The following is a 14,661-nucleotide window of genomic DNA, read 5'->3' as shown; positions in this document are numbered from 1 at the left end:
GTACGGGGTCGACGCGTGTCGGTGCTGCTCAGAGCGCCGATTCGATGAGCTTGACGAGCTCGCCCTTCGGCTTGGCGCCGGCGATCGACTGCACCGGCTCGCCGTTCTTGAAGACGGTGAGGGTGGGGACCGACATCACCCGGTAGGTGCGGGCGGTCTCCGGGTTCTCGTCGATGTTGAGCTTGACGATGGTGACCTGGTCGCCCATCTCGCCGGCGATCTCCTCCAGCAGCGGCGACACCTTGCGGCACGGGCCGCACCACTCGGCCCAGAAGTCCACCAGTACCGGCTTGTCGGACTTCAGCACGTCGGCGGCGAAACTCGCGTCGGTGACCGACTTCGTTGCTCCCACTATGACCCTCCTCCGGGATGTGTTTCGGTTGTTCAGCCCTGCAGCGTGGCGATGAAGCGCTCTGCGTCCAGCGCGGCGGCACAGCCCGTGCCGGCGGCCGTGATCGCCTGCCGGTACGTGTGGTCCACCAGGTCGCCGGCGGCGAAGACGCCGGGCACGCTGGTCCGGGTGCTGGGCGCCTGGACCTTCACGTAGCCCTCGTCGTCGAGTTCCACCTGCCCCCGGAAGAGCTCGCTGCGCGGGTCGTGACCGATGGCCACGAAGACGCCGGTGACGTCGAGGACCTTGGACTCGCCGGTGTGCGTGTTGCGTACCCGCACCCCGCAGACCTTGCCGTCGTCGCCGAGGATCTCCTCGACCACGGTGTTCCACTCGACCTTGATCTTGTCGTTGCTCAGTGCCCGCTCGGCCATGATCTTGCTGGCCCGGAAGGAGTCCCGGCGGTGGATGATGGTGACCGAGTCGGCGAACCGGGTGAGGAAGCTGGCCTCCTCCATCGCCGAGTCACCGCCGCCGACGACCACGATGTGCTGGTTGCGGAAGAAGAAGCCGTCACAGGTCGCGCAGGACGAGACGCCGTGGCCCAGGTACTCCTGCTCGCCGGGCACGCCGAGCGGGCGCCACGCGGAGCCGGTGGTGAGGATGACCGCCCTGGCCCGGTACGCGGTCTGGCCCACCCAGACGGTGCTGACGGCGTCGGAACCCAGGCTGCCGGTGTCCTTCAGCTCGACCCGCGTCACGTCGTCGGTGAGGAACTCCGCGCCGAACCGCTCGGCCTGCTTGCGCATGTTGTCCATCAACTCGGGGCCGAGAATGCCGTCGGCGAAACCGGGGAAGTTCTCCACCTCGGTCGTCGTCATCAGCGCACCGCCGGACTGCACGCCCTCGATGATGAGCGGCTTGAGGTTGGCGCGCGCCGCGTAGACCGCCGCCGTGTAACCGGCCGGCCCGGAGCCGATGATGATCAGGTTGCGGACCTCGTCCACTGCCGTCTCCCGATTGTGTTGTTCGCCATCGGCGCGCACCGATGCCGATCCGATGCCGACGCCCCTCGGTGCCGGCACTTCGATGTGCAGAACGTCATCGTACGAACCGGGGATTCCCGAGCCGGTCATCCGGTGGGTCAGGTCACGTGGACGGTCAAACGCCCGGTGACCGCGAATTCACCCTACCCGCGTGCGGTAGCGGCTGTCCGAGCCGGACCCGGGCACACCGCATTCCGGCCCGCTCGCCCAGGCCCAGTGCGCTCCCGTGGCGTCGGTGAAGCGCACGATCAGCGCCGGGCGGCCCTGGAACCGGGCGTAGTCGACCACCTCGACCACCAGCGCGCCCCGGCCGTGCTCGGCCTTGATCTCGCCGATGCAGGCGCCGAGCGCGGCGGGGTCGGTGAGCCGGTCGAGCCCGGTGACGGAGCCGGGCAGCCGCCCGCCCTCCGCCTGGACGCCGGGCTGCTCCACCGACGGACCGCCGGTGAACGGCCGTGACTTCGGCGACGACGGAAGGGCGGCCAGGGACTCCGGCGTGTAGTCCGTCCCGCTGCGCACCGACGGCTCGCCGGAGATCCGGAACGGCGTGGCGGCGGCGGGGCCGGCGTCCTCATGGGGCACGGCCCCGGGCAACGCCGTGTCCGCGGCTCCGCCCGTCTGTTGGTCCCCGGTGAGCTGGCTGACGCCGAGGCCGACCGCCGCGATCGACACGGCGGCCAGCGCGACCGGCCCGGCCAGCCGGGTCCAGCGACGCCGCCGTCGGCCCGGCCCGGTGGCCCCGCCGCGGCCGGGCTCCGACGGGGGTACGCCGGCAGGACGTCTCCCGGACCCGCCGAGCGGCTGCGTCGGCACCGCCCCGAGGCCCGTTCTGACCGCCGGCTGTCCTTCCGGCCGTTCCTCGGCGGACGCCGCGTCCTCCGTCGACCCACGGCGGCCCGGCTCGGATGGGTGCGGAGCGGCGGAGTCCACGGTGCCGGGGTCGGACGCGGTGGCGTGGGCCAGGGCGGCGACGATCCGATCGGCGACGTCGGCCGGCATCTCGGGCGCGGACGCGCCCCAGGCGGCCAGGTCCGCACGGACGTCCGCCACGACCGGGGCCAGCAGCGCGTACGCCTGCGCCCAGTCGGCGTCCTCGTCGACCAGTCGGGCGACGAGATCCTCGTCCGGGGTGCCGTCCAGCGCCCCGCCGAGGTAGTCGGCGAGCAGGTCGTGGTCGACCTCCCTGTACCCCCCGGCAGTCACGCGTCCTCCTGGTGGAGATCCCGCCGGGACCGTCCCGACCCCGATCGGACGCCCTCGGGCGACCGCGGGTTCCCTCGGGTGACGGCCGGCACGTTCGGATCCGTCGTCGGGGCCGGCTCCGCCCGCTGCGGGGTGGACCGCGGCTCCGTCTGCTGCGTCGCGGGGCGGGGGCGCAGGTGCCCGAGCTGCGTCGCCAGGCGGGCCCGGCCCCGGGCGCACCGGCTCTTGATCGTCCCCTCGGCCACGTTGAGGATCCGGGCCACCTCGGCGACGGGGTAGCCCTGCACGTCGACCAGGATCAGCGCCGCGCGCTGCTCGGGCGGCAGCTCGGCGAGCGCCTGCCGGACCACGAGCGCCGTGTCGTGGTCCTGGACGGGTGCCGCCGGCTCGACGCCCCCGGTGCCGGAATCGGTGTCCCGGACCCCGTCCGGCAGCGGCACCGTCGGGTGCGCCTGGCGGCGGCGGATCCGATCCAGGCACGCGTTCACCACGATCCGGTGCAGCCAGGTGGTGACCGCCGAGTCGCCCCGGAAACGGCCGGCGGCGCGGTGGGCGGACAGCAGGGCGTCCTGGAGGGCGTCGGCGGCCTCCTCGCGGTCGCCGAGCGTGCGCAGGGCCACCGCCCAGAGCCGGTCCCGGTGGCGGTGGAAGAGCTCGGCGAAGGCGTGCGGATCGCCGGCCACGTGGGCGTGCAGGAGGTCGAGGTCCGCCGCCCCGGGTGGCGACGCCGACGACGAGACCGGCGGACCCGCTGGTCCACCGGTCACCCGTTCCCCGCGTACGCCCATCACCACGTCCGGCGGATGCGGTGCCCGGAGCGCGGTGGCCGCCTCACGATCCCTGGACCGTGATCTCCTGGACGCCGAGCTTGAAGCCACCGTCGCTCGCGGGCAGCTCGGTGATCCAGAACAGCAGGTAGCGGTACTTCACGTCGGCGTTGAAGCCGTTGAAGGTCATCTTGGTGCCTTCGTGCTCCTCGAACGGCTGGCCGATCGCCGTCTTCTTGTAGTCCGCGAAGAGCTGGGCGTCGCCCGAGGACGACGACGGCCGGTCGGTGGTGCCGGCATAGAGCTGGGCGGACGCGCCCCGCGCGGAGAGAATGACCTGCACGGACTTGACCGTGTGCTCGCCGCCGAGGTCGACCCAGACCCCCATGCCCTTCTTGAGGTTGCCGAAGTTGGCCCGACCCTTGTAGGTCTGGGTCTCCCAACCCTCGTCCACATCCCCGTCGAACACCTTGTCGGCGTTCCTGACCTCGGTCCGGTCGCCCTCCGGGTCGATGATCCGGGCATTGCTGATCTTCAACGGCCCGGCCGTGACGGCGGCCGGGGTGGCGTCGCCGGCGGGCGCGTTCGACGAGGGCGCGGCGACCGGGTTGGGCTGTGGGCCGTCGTCACCGCCGCCCAGGGCGGTGATGCCGATAAGCAGCCCGACCAGGGCGACCGCGAGCAGGCCGGCGATGCCGATCGCGACCTTGCGTCCGCCGGCGGCGGCGAGTGGCGACGGCTCCTCGCCCGTGTCGGCCGTGAAGCGCAGCGGGCCGCCGTTGTCGAGGAACTGCTCGTCGGCCGGCACGTCCAGCCGGGCCAGCTCGGCCGCGAGCACGTCCGACGAGGGCGGCTCGATCTCGGCGTCGAGCAGGTCCATGGTGAGGTCGTCGAGGTACGCGGGCACACCCGCCCGCACCTGCCGGGGGGCGGCGAGGGCGCCGCCCGCGTCGCGTACGGCGTCGGGGATGGCGGCCCGCCCGTGGCCGGCGGTGGCGCCACGCAGCGGGGCCTCGGCGTGCGGCCAGTGCCCGGTCAGGGCGAAGTAGAGGACCCCGCCGATCGCGCGGACGTCGCTCTGCCGGCTGTCGGCGCCGTCGGTGCGCGCGTCGGCCAGCACCACCCGGCCGTCGTCACTGATCATCACCGTGCCGGGGTGGACGTTGCCGTGCACCATGCCGGTGGCGTGCACCGCGGCGAGGGCGCTGGCGACCGCGTTGCCGATGGTGGTGGCGCGCGCCGGGTCCAGCGGCCCGTCGGTGACCAGCTCGCGCAGCGACTGCCCGTCGACCCACTCCCGCACCACGTACGCCCGATCGGCCTCGTCGATCGCGTCGTAGACGCCGACCAGGTTGGGGTGGATGACGCGGCTGGCCGCGACGGCGCCCTGGAGCATCTCGGTGGCCGAGTCGCCACCGGGGTAGCGCAGCACGACCGCGACGGGACGGCGCAGGATGACGTCGACCCCGCGCCAGACCAGTCGACCCGCACTGTCGTTGTTGATGTGCTCGACCAGCTCGTAACGCTCGGCGAGGATCTCACCGGCCGTGGGAGCACCGAAGGTCATGACCTGAGGAGCGCTCTCCTCCGCCTCCTGACCTTCGCCGACCTGGGTCACCCGTCCTCCCTCGGTGATCGTGTCGATCGATGGACCCGCGCTGCTGGGCATGTGGCTTCCCGCTCTGCCTTCGAAGGAACCGGCCGACCGGTGTCGACGCGGAGCGCCGGCGCCTGCCGTACCCGTCGAGAGCGACCTTACCCGGGTTGGCCGTCTCCCCGACATGTCATCTTCGCGCCGCTCCCGGGCCGAGCTGCCGGCAGGCGGCCGACTTGTCCGGTTGCTACCGTTGTCAGCCACGTTGCTTGCACATGTACTGGCCAATCTAGAGGTTGACCGCAAGCACCCACAGGGAGGGGGCGGGCCAACGCGGCGATCGCGCCGACGCCGCCGGGTTCCCCCCGAGCGGGCCACCATGCTCAGCCGTACGGCTGGTTATCCACAGGCCCTTTCGGTGTCTGAGCGGTGAATAGCGGAGTTATCCACAGGCGCATCCCCAGGCTGGTGATCCTCGTTGACAGAGAGTGCAGTCCGCCCGCAGGACGCCCGCCGCTTCGGAGTCGGGCTTCGGTCAGCGGCCCAACCGGCGGCGGACCATGCCCACGACCTCGGTGATCTCGCCGATCCGCAGGACCATCGCCAGCCCGAGGTACGTCCCGCCGATCACCGCGCCACCGACCACGAGCTGGCCGACGGCCTCCAGGCGGCTCGGCGTGTCGTCGCCGGGCAGCAGCTTGACCACGATCAGGCCGACCACCGCCGCGCCGAGCGCCGCGACCGCGACCCGCGCGCCGGTGCGCATGATCTCGCCGAGGCCGATCCGACCCACCCGGGGGCGTAGCAGCCAAGCGGAGGCGATCGCGGCGGCCAGGTAGGAGACGGCATTGCCGATCATCATGCCGGCGCCGGCGAAGCTTGCCGAGAAGACCGCGAAGAGCACGATCTGCACCCCGATGCGCAGCGCCACCACCGGAATGTTGATCAGCGCCGGGGTGCGGGTGTCCGGCAGGGCGTAGAAGGCGAACGTGAAGAGCTGGCTGACCGCGAACGGCACCAGGGCGAGCGCGGCGGCGAGCAGCACCACGGAAGTGGCGGTGGCGTTGCGCTCGTCGAAGGCGCCCCAGCGGAACAGGGCGAACGAGATCGGGGAGGCGAGCACGGCGTAGCAGACCGCGATCGGGGCGAGCACCGCGGTGACCGTCCGGGTGCCCCGGGACAGGTCGGCGGCCACGTCCGCGTACCGGCCGTCGGCGGCGGCGGCGCTCATCCGGGGCATCAGCGCGGTGATGATCGAGACGGCGATGATGCCGTGCGCCGTCATCAGCAGCAGGAAGACGTTGTTGTAGATCAGCGGGCCGGCGGCGTTCTCCCTGCCCGCCCGGTTCAGCAGGTTGAACAGCACGATCAGGCCGATTTGGCTGACCGCGACGTAGCAGAACATCCACGCCCCGAGCCGGCCCAGCTCGCGCAGGCCCAGCTCGCGGAAGTCGAAGCGCAGCTTCCAGCGGAAGCCGACCTTGCGCAGCGCCGGCAGCAGGCCGGCGGCCTGGATGGCGACGCCGAGCAGGGTGCCGCCGCCGATCAGCAGGATCCGCCCCGTCGTCATCTCGCCCGGGTCGATGATGTCCGCGCCGAAGATCGCGATGTAGAGGCCGGCGGTGGCGATCACCACCAGGTTGTTCAGGATCGGCGCCCACATGGGGGCGGCGAAGTGACCCCGGGTGTTGAGCACCGCGCTGATCAGCGCGCTCAACCCGGAGAAGAAGATCATCGGCAGCATCAGGCGGGCCAGCGCCGTGACCAACTTCGAATATTCGCCGGCCGACTCACCGCTGCCGTAGAGCATGGTCAACCACGATGCCGACAGCACTGCCAACAACGCGGCCACGCCGAGGGCGAGGACCGCCAGGGTGAGCAGTCGCTGGGCGTACGCCTGGCCGCCGTCCGCGTCCGACTTGCGCCGGCGCACCAGCATCGGGATCAACACGCTGGTGAGTACGCCGCCGAGCAGGAACTCGTAGACCATCCCGGGCAGGATCTGCGCGGTGGTGTACGCGTCACCAACCAGCGCGCCGCCGAGCGCCGCCGCGATCACCAGGTTGCGCAGGAAGCCCGTACCGCGGCTGACGAGGCTGCCCATGGCCATCACCGCGCTGTTGGCCGCGGCGCTGGCCTCGCCCACCTGCTCCTGCGGCGGCGCGGTCGACTCCATGGCCGGCTGGTTGAGCGGCTCGGCGGAGATGAACGTGGCGCCGTCCGACGGCCGGCCGGGCGCGGCGCCGCCCTGGGCGGCGTTCGCGCTGCGGTAGAGACCGCCGCTCATCTTGTCGCCTCCAAGGCAGAGAGGTACGTCGGAGCCGGGGCACGGCCCGCACGTCACAGACGATAGTCAACGGCCACCTGTTACCCGCGCCCGGCGGACCGCATCCCCGCCGGGACCGATAGTCTGGCGCTCCCATGTCCGAAGCCTCCGCTCCCCACCCCGCCGACCGCCGCGAACTCACCGCCGCACAGCGCAACGCCGTCGCCGAACTGCTCCGGGTCTCCCCGGTCGCCGACGAGTTGGGCCGCCGGTTCGCGCGGGCCGGCCACGAGCTGCACCTGGTGGGCGGTTCGGTACGCGACGCCCTGCTCGGCCGCCTCGGCGACGACCTCGACTTCTGCACCGACGCGCACCCCGACGAGACCCTGCGCATCGTGCGCGGCTGGGCCGAGTCGATCTGGGAGACCGGTCGGGAGTTCGGCACCATCGGGTGCCAGCGCGACGGGCTGCGCCTGGAGATCACCACCTTCCGCGCCGAGTCCTACGACCAGGTCAGCCGCAACCCCGTCGTCGAGTACGGCACCGACCTCGCCGAGGACCTGCGGCGGCGCGACTTCACCATCAACGCGATGGCGGTCAGCCTGCCCGAGCACCGGTTCACCGACCCGCACGGCGGGCTCGACGACCTGGCCGCCAAGGTGATCCGCACCCCGGGCACCCCGGCGGAGTCGTTCGGCGACGACCCGCTGCGGATGCTGCGCGCCGCCCGGTTCGCCGCCCAACTGCGCTTCGCGGTGCACCCCGACGCGTACGCGGCGATGACCCGGATGGCCGGCGACCTGGACCGGATCACGGCCGAGCGGATCCGCGACGAGTTCACCAAGCTGCTCTGCGGCGCGGACCCGATCACCGGGCTGCGGCTGCTGGTCGACACCGGGCTCGCCGAGCGCTTCCTGCCGGAGCTGACCGGGCTCAAGCTGGAGATCGACGAGCACGCCCAGCACAAGGACGTCTACGAGCACACCCTGACCGTGGTGAGCAATGCCGTCTCGTACGAGACCGAGGGGCCGGACTTCGTCCTGCGGATGGCCGCGCTCATGCACGACGTCGGCAAGCCGGCGACGAAGGCGGTGGGCTCGGACGGCCGGGTCAGCTTTCACCACCACGAGGTGGTCGGCGCCCGGCTCACCAAGGCCCGGATGAAGGCGCTGCGCTACCCGAAGGAGATCACTTCCAAGGTCACCGCGCTGGTGGCGCTGCACCTGCGCTTCTACGGCTACGGCCGGGGCGAGTGGACCGACTCGGCGGTGCGCCGCTACGTCGCCGACGCCGGTGACCTGCTGCCGCGCCTGCACAAGCTGACCCGGTCGGACTGCACCACCCGCAACCGGCGCAAGGCGGCCCAGCTCGCCGCCGACTACGACGCGCTGGAGGAGCGGATCGCCCGGATCGCCGCCGAGGAGGACCTGGCGCGGGTCCGGCCCGACCTGGACGGCAACGCCATCATGGAGCTGCTGGGCGTACCGCCGGGACCCGTCGTCGGACAGGCCTGGAAGCACCTCAAGGAGCTGCGCCTGGAGCGCGGCCCGCTGGACCGCGACGAGGCCGAGGCGGAGCTGCTGCGCTGGGCCCGCGACGAGGGCATCGTCGAGTAGTCCCGCCAGGCGCCACGGGAGCCGGCACCGACCACGTCGACCTTCACGAGCCGGTCCGACGCGGGCCGCGCCGACGGGACGAGAAGGGCGCCGCCCCCGGCCGGGGACGGCGCCCTGTCGCACAGCGGATGCGACCGCTGCCGCTTCGCGTCAGCGGGTCTCGACCGCCGTGCCGTCGACCGGCGGCTTGCCGTTGCCGGGGGTCGACGCCGCCGAGCCGAGCTTCCCCAGCAGGCCGGCGAGGTCGATGCCGGTCAGGTCGCTGCCGAGCTGGAGCCCCTGGGCCACGTTGCCCGCCACCGACTTGGTCAGCGACGAGGCGCCGTCGGTGGAGATGACCGTCATCTTGTCGATCGCGCCGATCGGGGCGCTGGCCGCCTCGACCACCTGCGGCAGCACCTTGACCAGCAGGTCCAGCACGGCGGCCTCGCCGTACGCCGCGAAGGCCTCGGCCTTGCGGGCCATCGCGTCGGCCTCGGCCTGCCCCTTGGCCAGGATGGCCGCGGCCTCGGCCGCACCCTCCCGCTCGACCGCCTCGGCGATGGCGGAGCGGCGGCGCTGCTCGGCCTCACCCTCCTTGGCGCCCTCGATCGCGTTGGCCTCGGCCAGCGCGGCCCGGCGGGCCCGCTCGCCCTCACCGGTGAGCCGGGCCTGCTCGGCGGCGGCCTGGGCGGCGGCGATGACGGCCTGGCGCTGCGCGTCGGCGTTCAGCACGGCCGCGTTGCGGGACGCCTCGGCCTCCTGCTCCACCTTGTACCGGGCGGCGTCGGCCGGCTTGCGCACCTCGGTGTCGAGCTGACGCTGCTTGAGCTCGGCGTTGCGCTCGGCGACCTTCTGCTGCTCGGAGAGGATCGCCTGGTCCCGCTCGGCCTGGGCCAGCGGGCCGGCGGCGGCGGACTTCGCCTTGGCCGCGTCGATCTCCGCCTGGATGGCGGCCTGCTTCAGCGACAGGTTCCGGTTGGCCTCGGCGATGGCCTCCTCGGCGAGCAGCCGCTCCTGCTCGGCCTGCTGCCGGGCCCGCGCCTCGGCGATGGCCGCGTCCTTGAGCACCCGGGCCGCCTCCGGCCGGCCCAGGTCCTGGAGGTAGGAACCCTCGGCCAGGATGTCCTGGAGCTGGAAGGTGTCCAGAACCAGGCCCTGGTTGGTCATCGAGTGCTCGGCCTCCTCGGCGACCGCGCTGGCGAACGCCGCCCGGTCCCGGATGACCTCCTCGACGGTGAGCCGGCCGACGATCGAGCGCAGCGCGCCGGCCAGCACCTCCCGGGTGAAGTCCTCGATCTCGTCCTGCTGGTGCAGGAAGCGCTGCGCGGCGGCGCGGATGGCGTCCTCGGTGCCGCCGACCTTGACGATCGCGACGCCGTGCAGGTCGGCGCGGATGCCCTGCTTGCTGACCGCGCCCTTGATGCCGACGTCGATCCGCCGGCTGGACAGGTCGAGCGACTGGAGCTTCTGCACCACGGGCAGGACGAACACTGACGCGCCGAGCACGACCTTCTGCCCGGAGTTGTCGGTCGACCGGCCGCCGTCGGCGGTCTGCGTGGTGCGGCCCTTGCGGCCGGTGACGATGAAGGCCTCGTTCGGCCCGGCGACCTTGATCCGGGAGAGCACGAAGAGCACGAGCACGAGGACGAGGAGGACCGCGCCGCCGATGGCGATGAGAAGGGGCATGTGACCGTCCTGTTTCTTTACGAGGGGGTTCAGTAGGTCTCGACGTGCACGCTGGTCTCGCTGAGCGCCTCGACCACGAAGATCTGGGCGCCGACCGGGATCGGTCGGTCGGCGCGGGCGTTGAGCTTGACCGGCTGGCCCGCCACCCGGACCCGGACCTCGCCGTAGCCGTCGGCGGGCACCGGGGTGACCACCAGGCCGAGCGCGCCGACCAGGTGGTGGCGGGTGGGGGTGGGATCGGTGCGCATGTCGCGGGCCGCCCGGCTCAGCCGGGACGCGGCCCAGGCGGTGGGCACGGCCGCGACGACGCCGCCGGCCAGGGCCACCGCGATCATGCCCGGGGTACGCCCACCGATCAGCTCGTTGACGATCGCGGCGCCGAAGCCGAGCGCGCCGGTGAACCCGGCGACCGCCTCCACCGACACCGGACCGTCGAATTCCGGATTGCCGAGATGGAGCAGCTCGCCGCCGAGCAGGGCGAGCGCCAGGACCGCGACGCCTGCGCCGCCGATGATGAGGAAGATCAGCGTCCCCGTGGCCACGGCCTGCACGGTATCGGTGCCCCGCAAACGTCGACCGGGGCGTCGGCGGTTCGGCCGGGCCGCTCAGCGGGGCGCCACCGCCAAGGTCAGGTTGACCGCCAGCGACGCGGGGAGGGCCTGCCGCGCCAGTTCCCGTCCGTCGAGGTCGACCAGCGCCATCTCGGCCGTCCAGCCGACGCGGTGCAGCAGCCGGTCGTCGGCGACCCACACGGCGTCCTGGGCGGGAGCCGGGCCGATCACCCGTCCGGTCGCCACCTCCGCCACCTCCGGGCCGTCCTGGCCCTTGATCACCACGAGCCGGCCGTCCGGCGACCACGACCAGGGGCCGGCGGGGTCGCCGGGGACGGGCACGAACCGGGTCGGCCGGCCGTCGCTGGCGGAGAAGAACTGCACGCCCCGCCGCGCGTGCGGCCGGGACTCCGAGCGGGGGGTGTCGGGGTCGGTCTGCTGGAGCACGACCTCCCGGCCGTCCCGGGCCCAGGTGAAGAAGCACTGGTCGGTGCAGAAGTAGCGGTCCGTGTCCACCGGGAAGGTGCGGTAGGCGCCGGTCACCGCGTCGAGCACGCCGAGGGAGAACCGGGCGCTCTCCTTGTCCAGCAGGGTCAGCGCCAGCCGCCGCCCGTCGGGCGACCAGTGCGGGGTCATGATGTGGCTGCCGGTGCGGACCCAGCGGACCGTTCCGTCGCCCAGGTCGAGCAGGCCGATCTGGCCGGCGCGTTCGTAGTCGACGACGGCGGCGGTCCCGCCCCGGGGCGCGGCCCAGGTCTCCTCGTACCGACGGTCGGCGGCGACGTACCGGCCGCGTTCGCGGTCCAGGGCGTACCCACGCTCGGCGGGGGTGCCGGTGGAGGTGGCGCCGGTCAGCACCCAGCCGCCGGGCAGCGACACGACGGCGTGCGTCCAGTCGCCGGTCGGCGCGGGGACGACGGGCATCGTGCGAGGGGCGGCCGACACCGTCGCCGCCAAGGTGACGACCGGCGCACCGGCGGCCGTGTCCTGGGTCGCTCCGGGGCGCAGCCAGACGTACGGCCCGACGAGGGCGACCAGCGCCGCGAGGGCGCCGCCGGCCGCGGCCGTGCGGCGACGGCGACGCAGCCGTCGGCCCCGGCGCAGGGCCCGGTCGGCGAGGTCGGGCACCGCCCGGGCCTCGGCCGCGATCTCCCGTACGGCGGAACGCAGGATGTCCTCCCCGGAGCCGTTCATGGGACCTCCTCCGTGACGCTGTCGTCGAGGGCGGGTACCAGTTGCCGCAGTCTGGCCAGCGCCTTCGAGGCATGGCTGGCGACCGTGCCGGCCCGGCAGCCGAGCAGCGCGGCGGTCTGCTCGACGCTGAGGTCCTCCAGGTAGCGCAGGGTCAGCACGGCGCGCTGCCGGGGCGGCAGTGACAGCAGCGCGTCGCGCAGCAGCATCCGCAGGTCGGCGTCCTGCCCGCTGTCCCGGCTCCCGACCCGCTCGGGCAGCACGGCGACCGGAACCTCCGGCCGCCGGGACCGGCGCCGCCACCCGGAGATCTGGTCGTGGTAGAGGATCCGTCGCACGTACGGCTCGGCGTCGCCGCGGATGCGGGGCCACCGGGCGTACGCCTTGGCCAGCGCGTTCTGCAGCAGATCCTCGGCGCCGTGCTGGTCGCCGGCCAGGGCGTACGCGATGCGCAGCAGGACGTTTCCCCGTTCGTTGACGAACGCGGTGAACTCCCCGTCGGTCCCTTCGGTCACCGCCCACCTCCGGTAGCTCTGACGCCCCCCGGCGTTCGAACTTTGCCCCCGCCAGCAATCTAGCTGTTGACAAGATTCGAGCGGAACGCCAATCTTGACATCGACAAGAAGGAGGTGCCCGTGTCCTCGGCAACCCTGACCACCGCCGGCATCCTGCTGATCACCGTCGTCACGATCGCGTACGGCGGGCTGACCCTGCTCATGCACCTCACCCGGCGCAAGGCCGGCTACCTGGACAATCCGGTGCGCCGAGGGCTCTGGACGGCCGGGCACGCGCACGCCGGGGTGCTGGTCCTCTTCGCCCTGGCCGTCCTGCCATACGTGGACCAGGCCGACGCGTCCGACGGCACCCGTACGCTCATTCGCGCCCTGCTCGTGGCCGCGCCCATCCTGATGCCACTCGGCTTCTTCCTCTCGGTGGCCCGCCCGCAGGACACGAAGCCGAACAAGCTGATCTGGCTGACCGTGGCGGGCGGTGCCAGCCTCAGCGCCGGTGCCCTGCTGCTCGGCTTCACCCTGCTCTGACTGTGAGCATGGCGGGGTCGGCCCGTACGTGATGGGCTGATGGCTGGCAGCGGTGGGTGTGACTCTTGCTCTGACTGGCTTTGTGCCTTCGCGCGGACTTGTCCACCCGTTGCTGCCGGCGCCGGCCCGGCGGGAGACGTTTGGCCTGATCAGGAGCTTGACCGCCAGTTAGCGGCTGGCGTGTCTCATCACAGTCCTGCCATCTCCGCACCGGACCGGACCCTTGCGTCCCCACGGTGAGGACAGAACGCATGTCCATGCTGACAGAACTGGTCGAGGTCGTCATCGGCGTCGACACGCACAAAGACACCCACACCGCCGCGCTGCTCGACACCCGCACCGGCGGAGTACTCGCCAGGGCCACGGTGAGCGCCGACCCGGACGGCTATGCCGAACTGATGACCTTGGCCGGGCAGCATTCGGGGCTGCGGGCGTGGGCGCTGGAAGGCTCCGGCGGTTACGGGGCCGGCCTGGCCCGGCACCTGACCGACGCCGGTGAGCTGGTCGTCGAGCTGGACCGGCCACTGCGACCAGCCCGCCGTGGCGGGGCGAAGTCCGACGCGATTGACGCCGAACGCGCTGCCCGCGACGCTCTGGCCCGCACCCGGCTGGCACAGCCCAAGACCGGCCCCGAACGGGCGGCGTTGCAGGCACGGCTGACCGCCCGACGCGCCGCCGTCGAGGCCAGCGCCACCGCTCAGCGACAACTGCACGCTTTGGTGATCACCTCACCTGAGGTGGTGCGGGCCCGATTCCGCAGCCAGAGCACCCGCCTCATGCTCACCACCGCGAGCCGGCTGCGCCCCACCACCAACGCCGACGTGGAGGTGTTCACCTGCCTGACCGTGCTGCGGGACCTCGCCCGCCGCGTCCGCTTCCTCGAAGCCGAAGCCGCCGAACACGAAAAAGCGATCCGCACGATCATCCGCTCCTGGCGACCGGACCTGATGCAGCTGACCGGCGTGGGCCCGATCGTCGCCGCCACCGTACTGACCGCCTGGTCGCACCCCGGACGCTGCCGCAACGACGCCGCGTTCGCCATGCTCGCCGGCGCCGCCCCGATCCCCGCGTCCTCCGGCAAAACAGTCCGCTACCGCCTCAACCGCTGCGGCGACCGCCAACTCAATCGGGCCCTGCACACCGTCGTCCTGACCCGCCTACAACGCGACGAACGCACCCGCGCCTACGCCGACCGCCGCCGCGCCCAAGGCAAAACCGACCGAGAGATCAAACGCTGCCTCAAACGCTACGTCGCCCGAGAGCTCTACCGACGCCTCGAAACCCCACCCCAGCCACTTGACGCGGCATAGGAGCGTCCGGCCGGACGTCTCTCGTCGGCAGCCCGGATGCACAGTGGCCCGCCCGGCGGCCCGGGCGGGAGGCCCTGT

13 protein-coding genes are annotated in these 14,661 nt (G+C 72.6%); 3 read left to right on the top strand and 10 right to left on the bottom strand.

The window, feature by feature from the left end:
* Positions 1-28: 28 nt before the first annotated feature.
* The 6 genes from trxA to murJ all read right to left on the bottom strand — a co-directional run bounded on the left by trxA (position 29) and on the right by murJ (position 7,228).
* Positions 29-352 carry a thioredoxin gene (gene trxA, locus ACFHW0_RS07560; protein WP_088996685.1) on the bottom strand — a complete coding sequence of 108 codons (324 nt, stop codon included), beginning with the start codon at positions 350-352 and terminating at the stop codon, positions 29-31.
* Positions 353-384: 32 nt separating this feature from the next.
* Positions 385-1,338 (bottom strand): thioredoxin-disulfide reductase, encoded by a 954-nt coding sequence (trxB, locus tag ACFHW0_RS07555; protein WP_121397414.1) that lies wholly within the window; start codon positions 1,336-1,338, stop codon positions 385-387.
* Positions 1,339-1,515: 177 nt separating this feature from the next.
* Positions 1,516-2,580: a hypothetical protein gene (locus tag ACFHW0_RS07550; protein WP_416606384.1), complete on the bottom strand. Its 1,065-nt coding sequence runs from the start codon at positions 2,578-2,580 to the stop codon at positions 1,516-1,518.
* The gene (gene sigM, locus ACFHW0_RS07545) at positions 2,577-3,368 is read right to left on the bottom strand and encodes an RNA polymerase sigma factor SigM (RefSeq protein ID WP_416606382.1); all 792 of its coding nucleotides are present in this window, start codon (positions 3,366-3,368) and stop codon (positions 2,577-2,579) included. Before sigM ends, ACFHW0_RS07550 begins: the two co-directional genes overlap by 4 nt.
* A gap of 43 nt (positions 3,369-3,411) precedes the next feature.
* Positions 3,412-5,016 (bottom strand): protein kinase family protein, encoded by a 1,605-nt coding sequence (locus ACFHW0_RS07540; protein WP_416606380.1) that lies wholly within the window; start codon positions 5,014-5,016, stop codon positions 3,412-3,414.
* Positions 5,017-5,476: 460 nt separating this feature from the next.
* Complete coding sequence (gene murJ / locus ACFHW0_RS07535) at positions 5,477-7,228, bottom strand: murein biosynthesis integral membrane protein MurJ (protein WP_416606378.1); 1,752 nt, start codon at positions 7,226-7,228, stop codon at positions 5,477-5,479.
* Between the two features lie 134 nt (positions 7,229-7,362).
* Between murJ and ACFHW0_RS07530 the strand changes: the two genes are divergently transcribed.
* Positions 7,363-8,823 carry a CCA tRNA nucleotidyltransferase gene (locus ACFHW0_RS07530; RefSeq protein ID WP_416606376.1) on the top strand — a complete coding sequence of 487 codons (1,461 nt, stop codon included), beginning with the start codon at positions 7,363-7,365 and terminating at the stop codon, positions 8,821-8,823.
* Between the two features lie 150 nt (positions 8,824-8,973).
* On the opposite strand, the gene ACFHW0_RS07525 is transcribed toward ACFHW0_RS07530, so the two are convergent.
* The 4 genes from ACFHW0_RS07525 to ACFHW0_RS07510 are packed head-to-tail and all read right to left on the bottom strand — an operon-like array spanning position 8,974 to position 12,748.
* Positions 8,974-10,491: a flotillin family protein gene (locus tag ACFHW0_RS07525; protein WP_416606374.1), complete on the bottom strand. Its 1,518-nt coding sequence runs from the start codon at positions 10,489-10,491 to the stop codon at positions 8,974-8,976.
* 29 nt (positions 10,492-10,520) lie between these two features.
* Positions 10,521-11,042 (bottom strand): hypothetical protein, encoded by a 522-nt coding sequence (locus ACFHW0_RS07520; protein ID WP_233599726.1) that lies wholly within the window; start codon positions 11,040-11,042, stop codon positions 10,521-10,523.
* Positions 11,043-11,096: 54 nt separating this feature from the next.
* Entirely contained in the window at positions 11,097-12,236 is a 1,140-nt protein-coding gene (locus tag ACFHW0_RS07515) for a hypothetical protein (protein WP_416606372.1), read from the bottom strand.
* Entirely contained in the window at positions 12,233-12,748 is a 516-nt protein-coding gene (locus tag ACFHW0_RS07510; RefSeq protein WP_416606370.1) for a SigE family RNA polymerase sigma factor, read from the bottom strand. Before ACFHW0_RS07510 ends, ACFHW0_RS07515 begins: the two co-directional genes overlap by 4 nt.
* A gap of 120 nt (positions 12,749-12,868) precedes the next feature.
* On the opposite strand from ACFHW0_RS07510, the gene ACFHW0_RS07505 reads away from it, so the two are divergent.
* On the top strand, positions 12,869-13,273 hold the full coding sequence (locus ACFHW0_RS07505) for a hypothetical protein (RefSeq protein WP_416606368.1): 405 nt from the start codon (positions 12,869-12,871) through the stop codon (positions 13,271-13,273).
* A gap of 251 nt (positions 13,274-13,524) precedes the next feature.
* Entirely contained in the window at positions 13,525-14,583 is a 1,059-nt protein-coding gene (locus tag ACFHW0_RS07500) for an IS110 family transposase (RefSeq protein ID WP_416606366.1), read from the top strand.
* Positions 14,584-14,661: the final 78 nt, after the last annotated feature.

It is taken from the genome of Micromonospora sp. LOL_025 (genome assembly GCF_048060285.1).
In the GTDB taxonomy this organism is placed as follows: domain Bacteria; phylum Actinomycetota; class Actinomycetes; order Mycobacteriales; family Micromonosporaceae; genus Micromonospora.
Note: the sequence above shows the minus strand (reverse complement) of the source record. Positions and strands in the feature narration are given on the sequence as shown.

Excerpts from the sequence above, each read along its gene's own strand:
- ACFHW0_RS07540 (WP_416606380.1), bottom strand. The coding sequence starts at position 5,016 with ATGCCCAGCAGCGCGGGTCCATCGATCGACACGATCACCGAGGGAGGA.
- sigM (WP_416606382.1), bottom strand. The coding sequence starts at position 3,368 with ATGGGCGTACGCGGGGAACGGGTGACCGGTGGACCAGCGGGTCCGCCG.
- ACFHW0_RS07500 (WP_416606366.1), top strand. The coding sequence starts at position 13,525 with ATGTCCATGCTGACAGAACTGGTCGAGGTCGTCATCGGCGTCGACACG.
- ACFHW0_RS07515 (WP_416606372.1), bottom strand. The coding sequence starts at position 12,236 with ATGAACGGCTCCGGGGAGGACATCCTGCGTTCCGCCGTACGGGAGATC.
- ACFHW0_RS07525 (WP_416606374.1), bottom strand. The coding sequence starts at position 10,491 with ATGCCCCTTCTCATCGCCATCGGCGGCGCGGTCCTCCTCGTCCTCGTG.
- ACFHW0_RS07530 (WP_416606376.1), top strand. The coding sequence starts at position 7,363 with ATGTCCGAAGCCTCCGCTCCCCACCCCGCCGACCGCCGCGAACTCACC.
- murJ (WP_416606378.1), bottom strand. The coding sequence starts at position 7,228 with ATGAGCGGCGGTCTCTACCGCAGCGCGAACGCCGCCCAGGGCGGCGCC.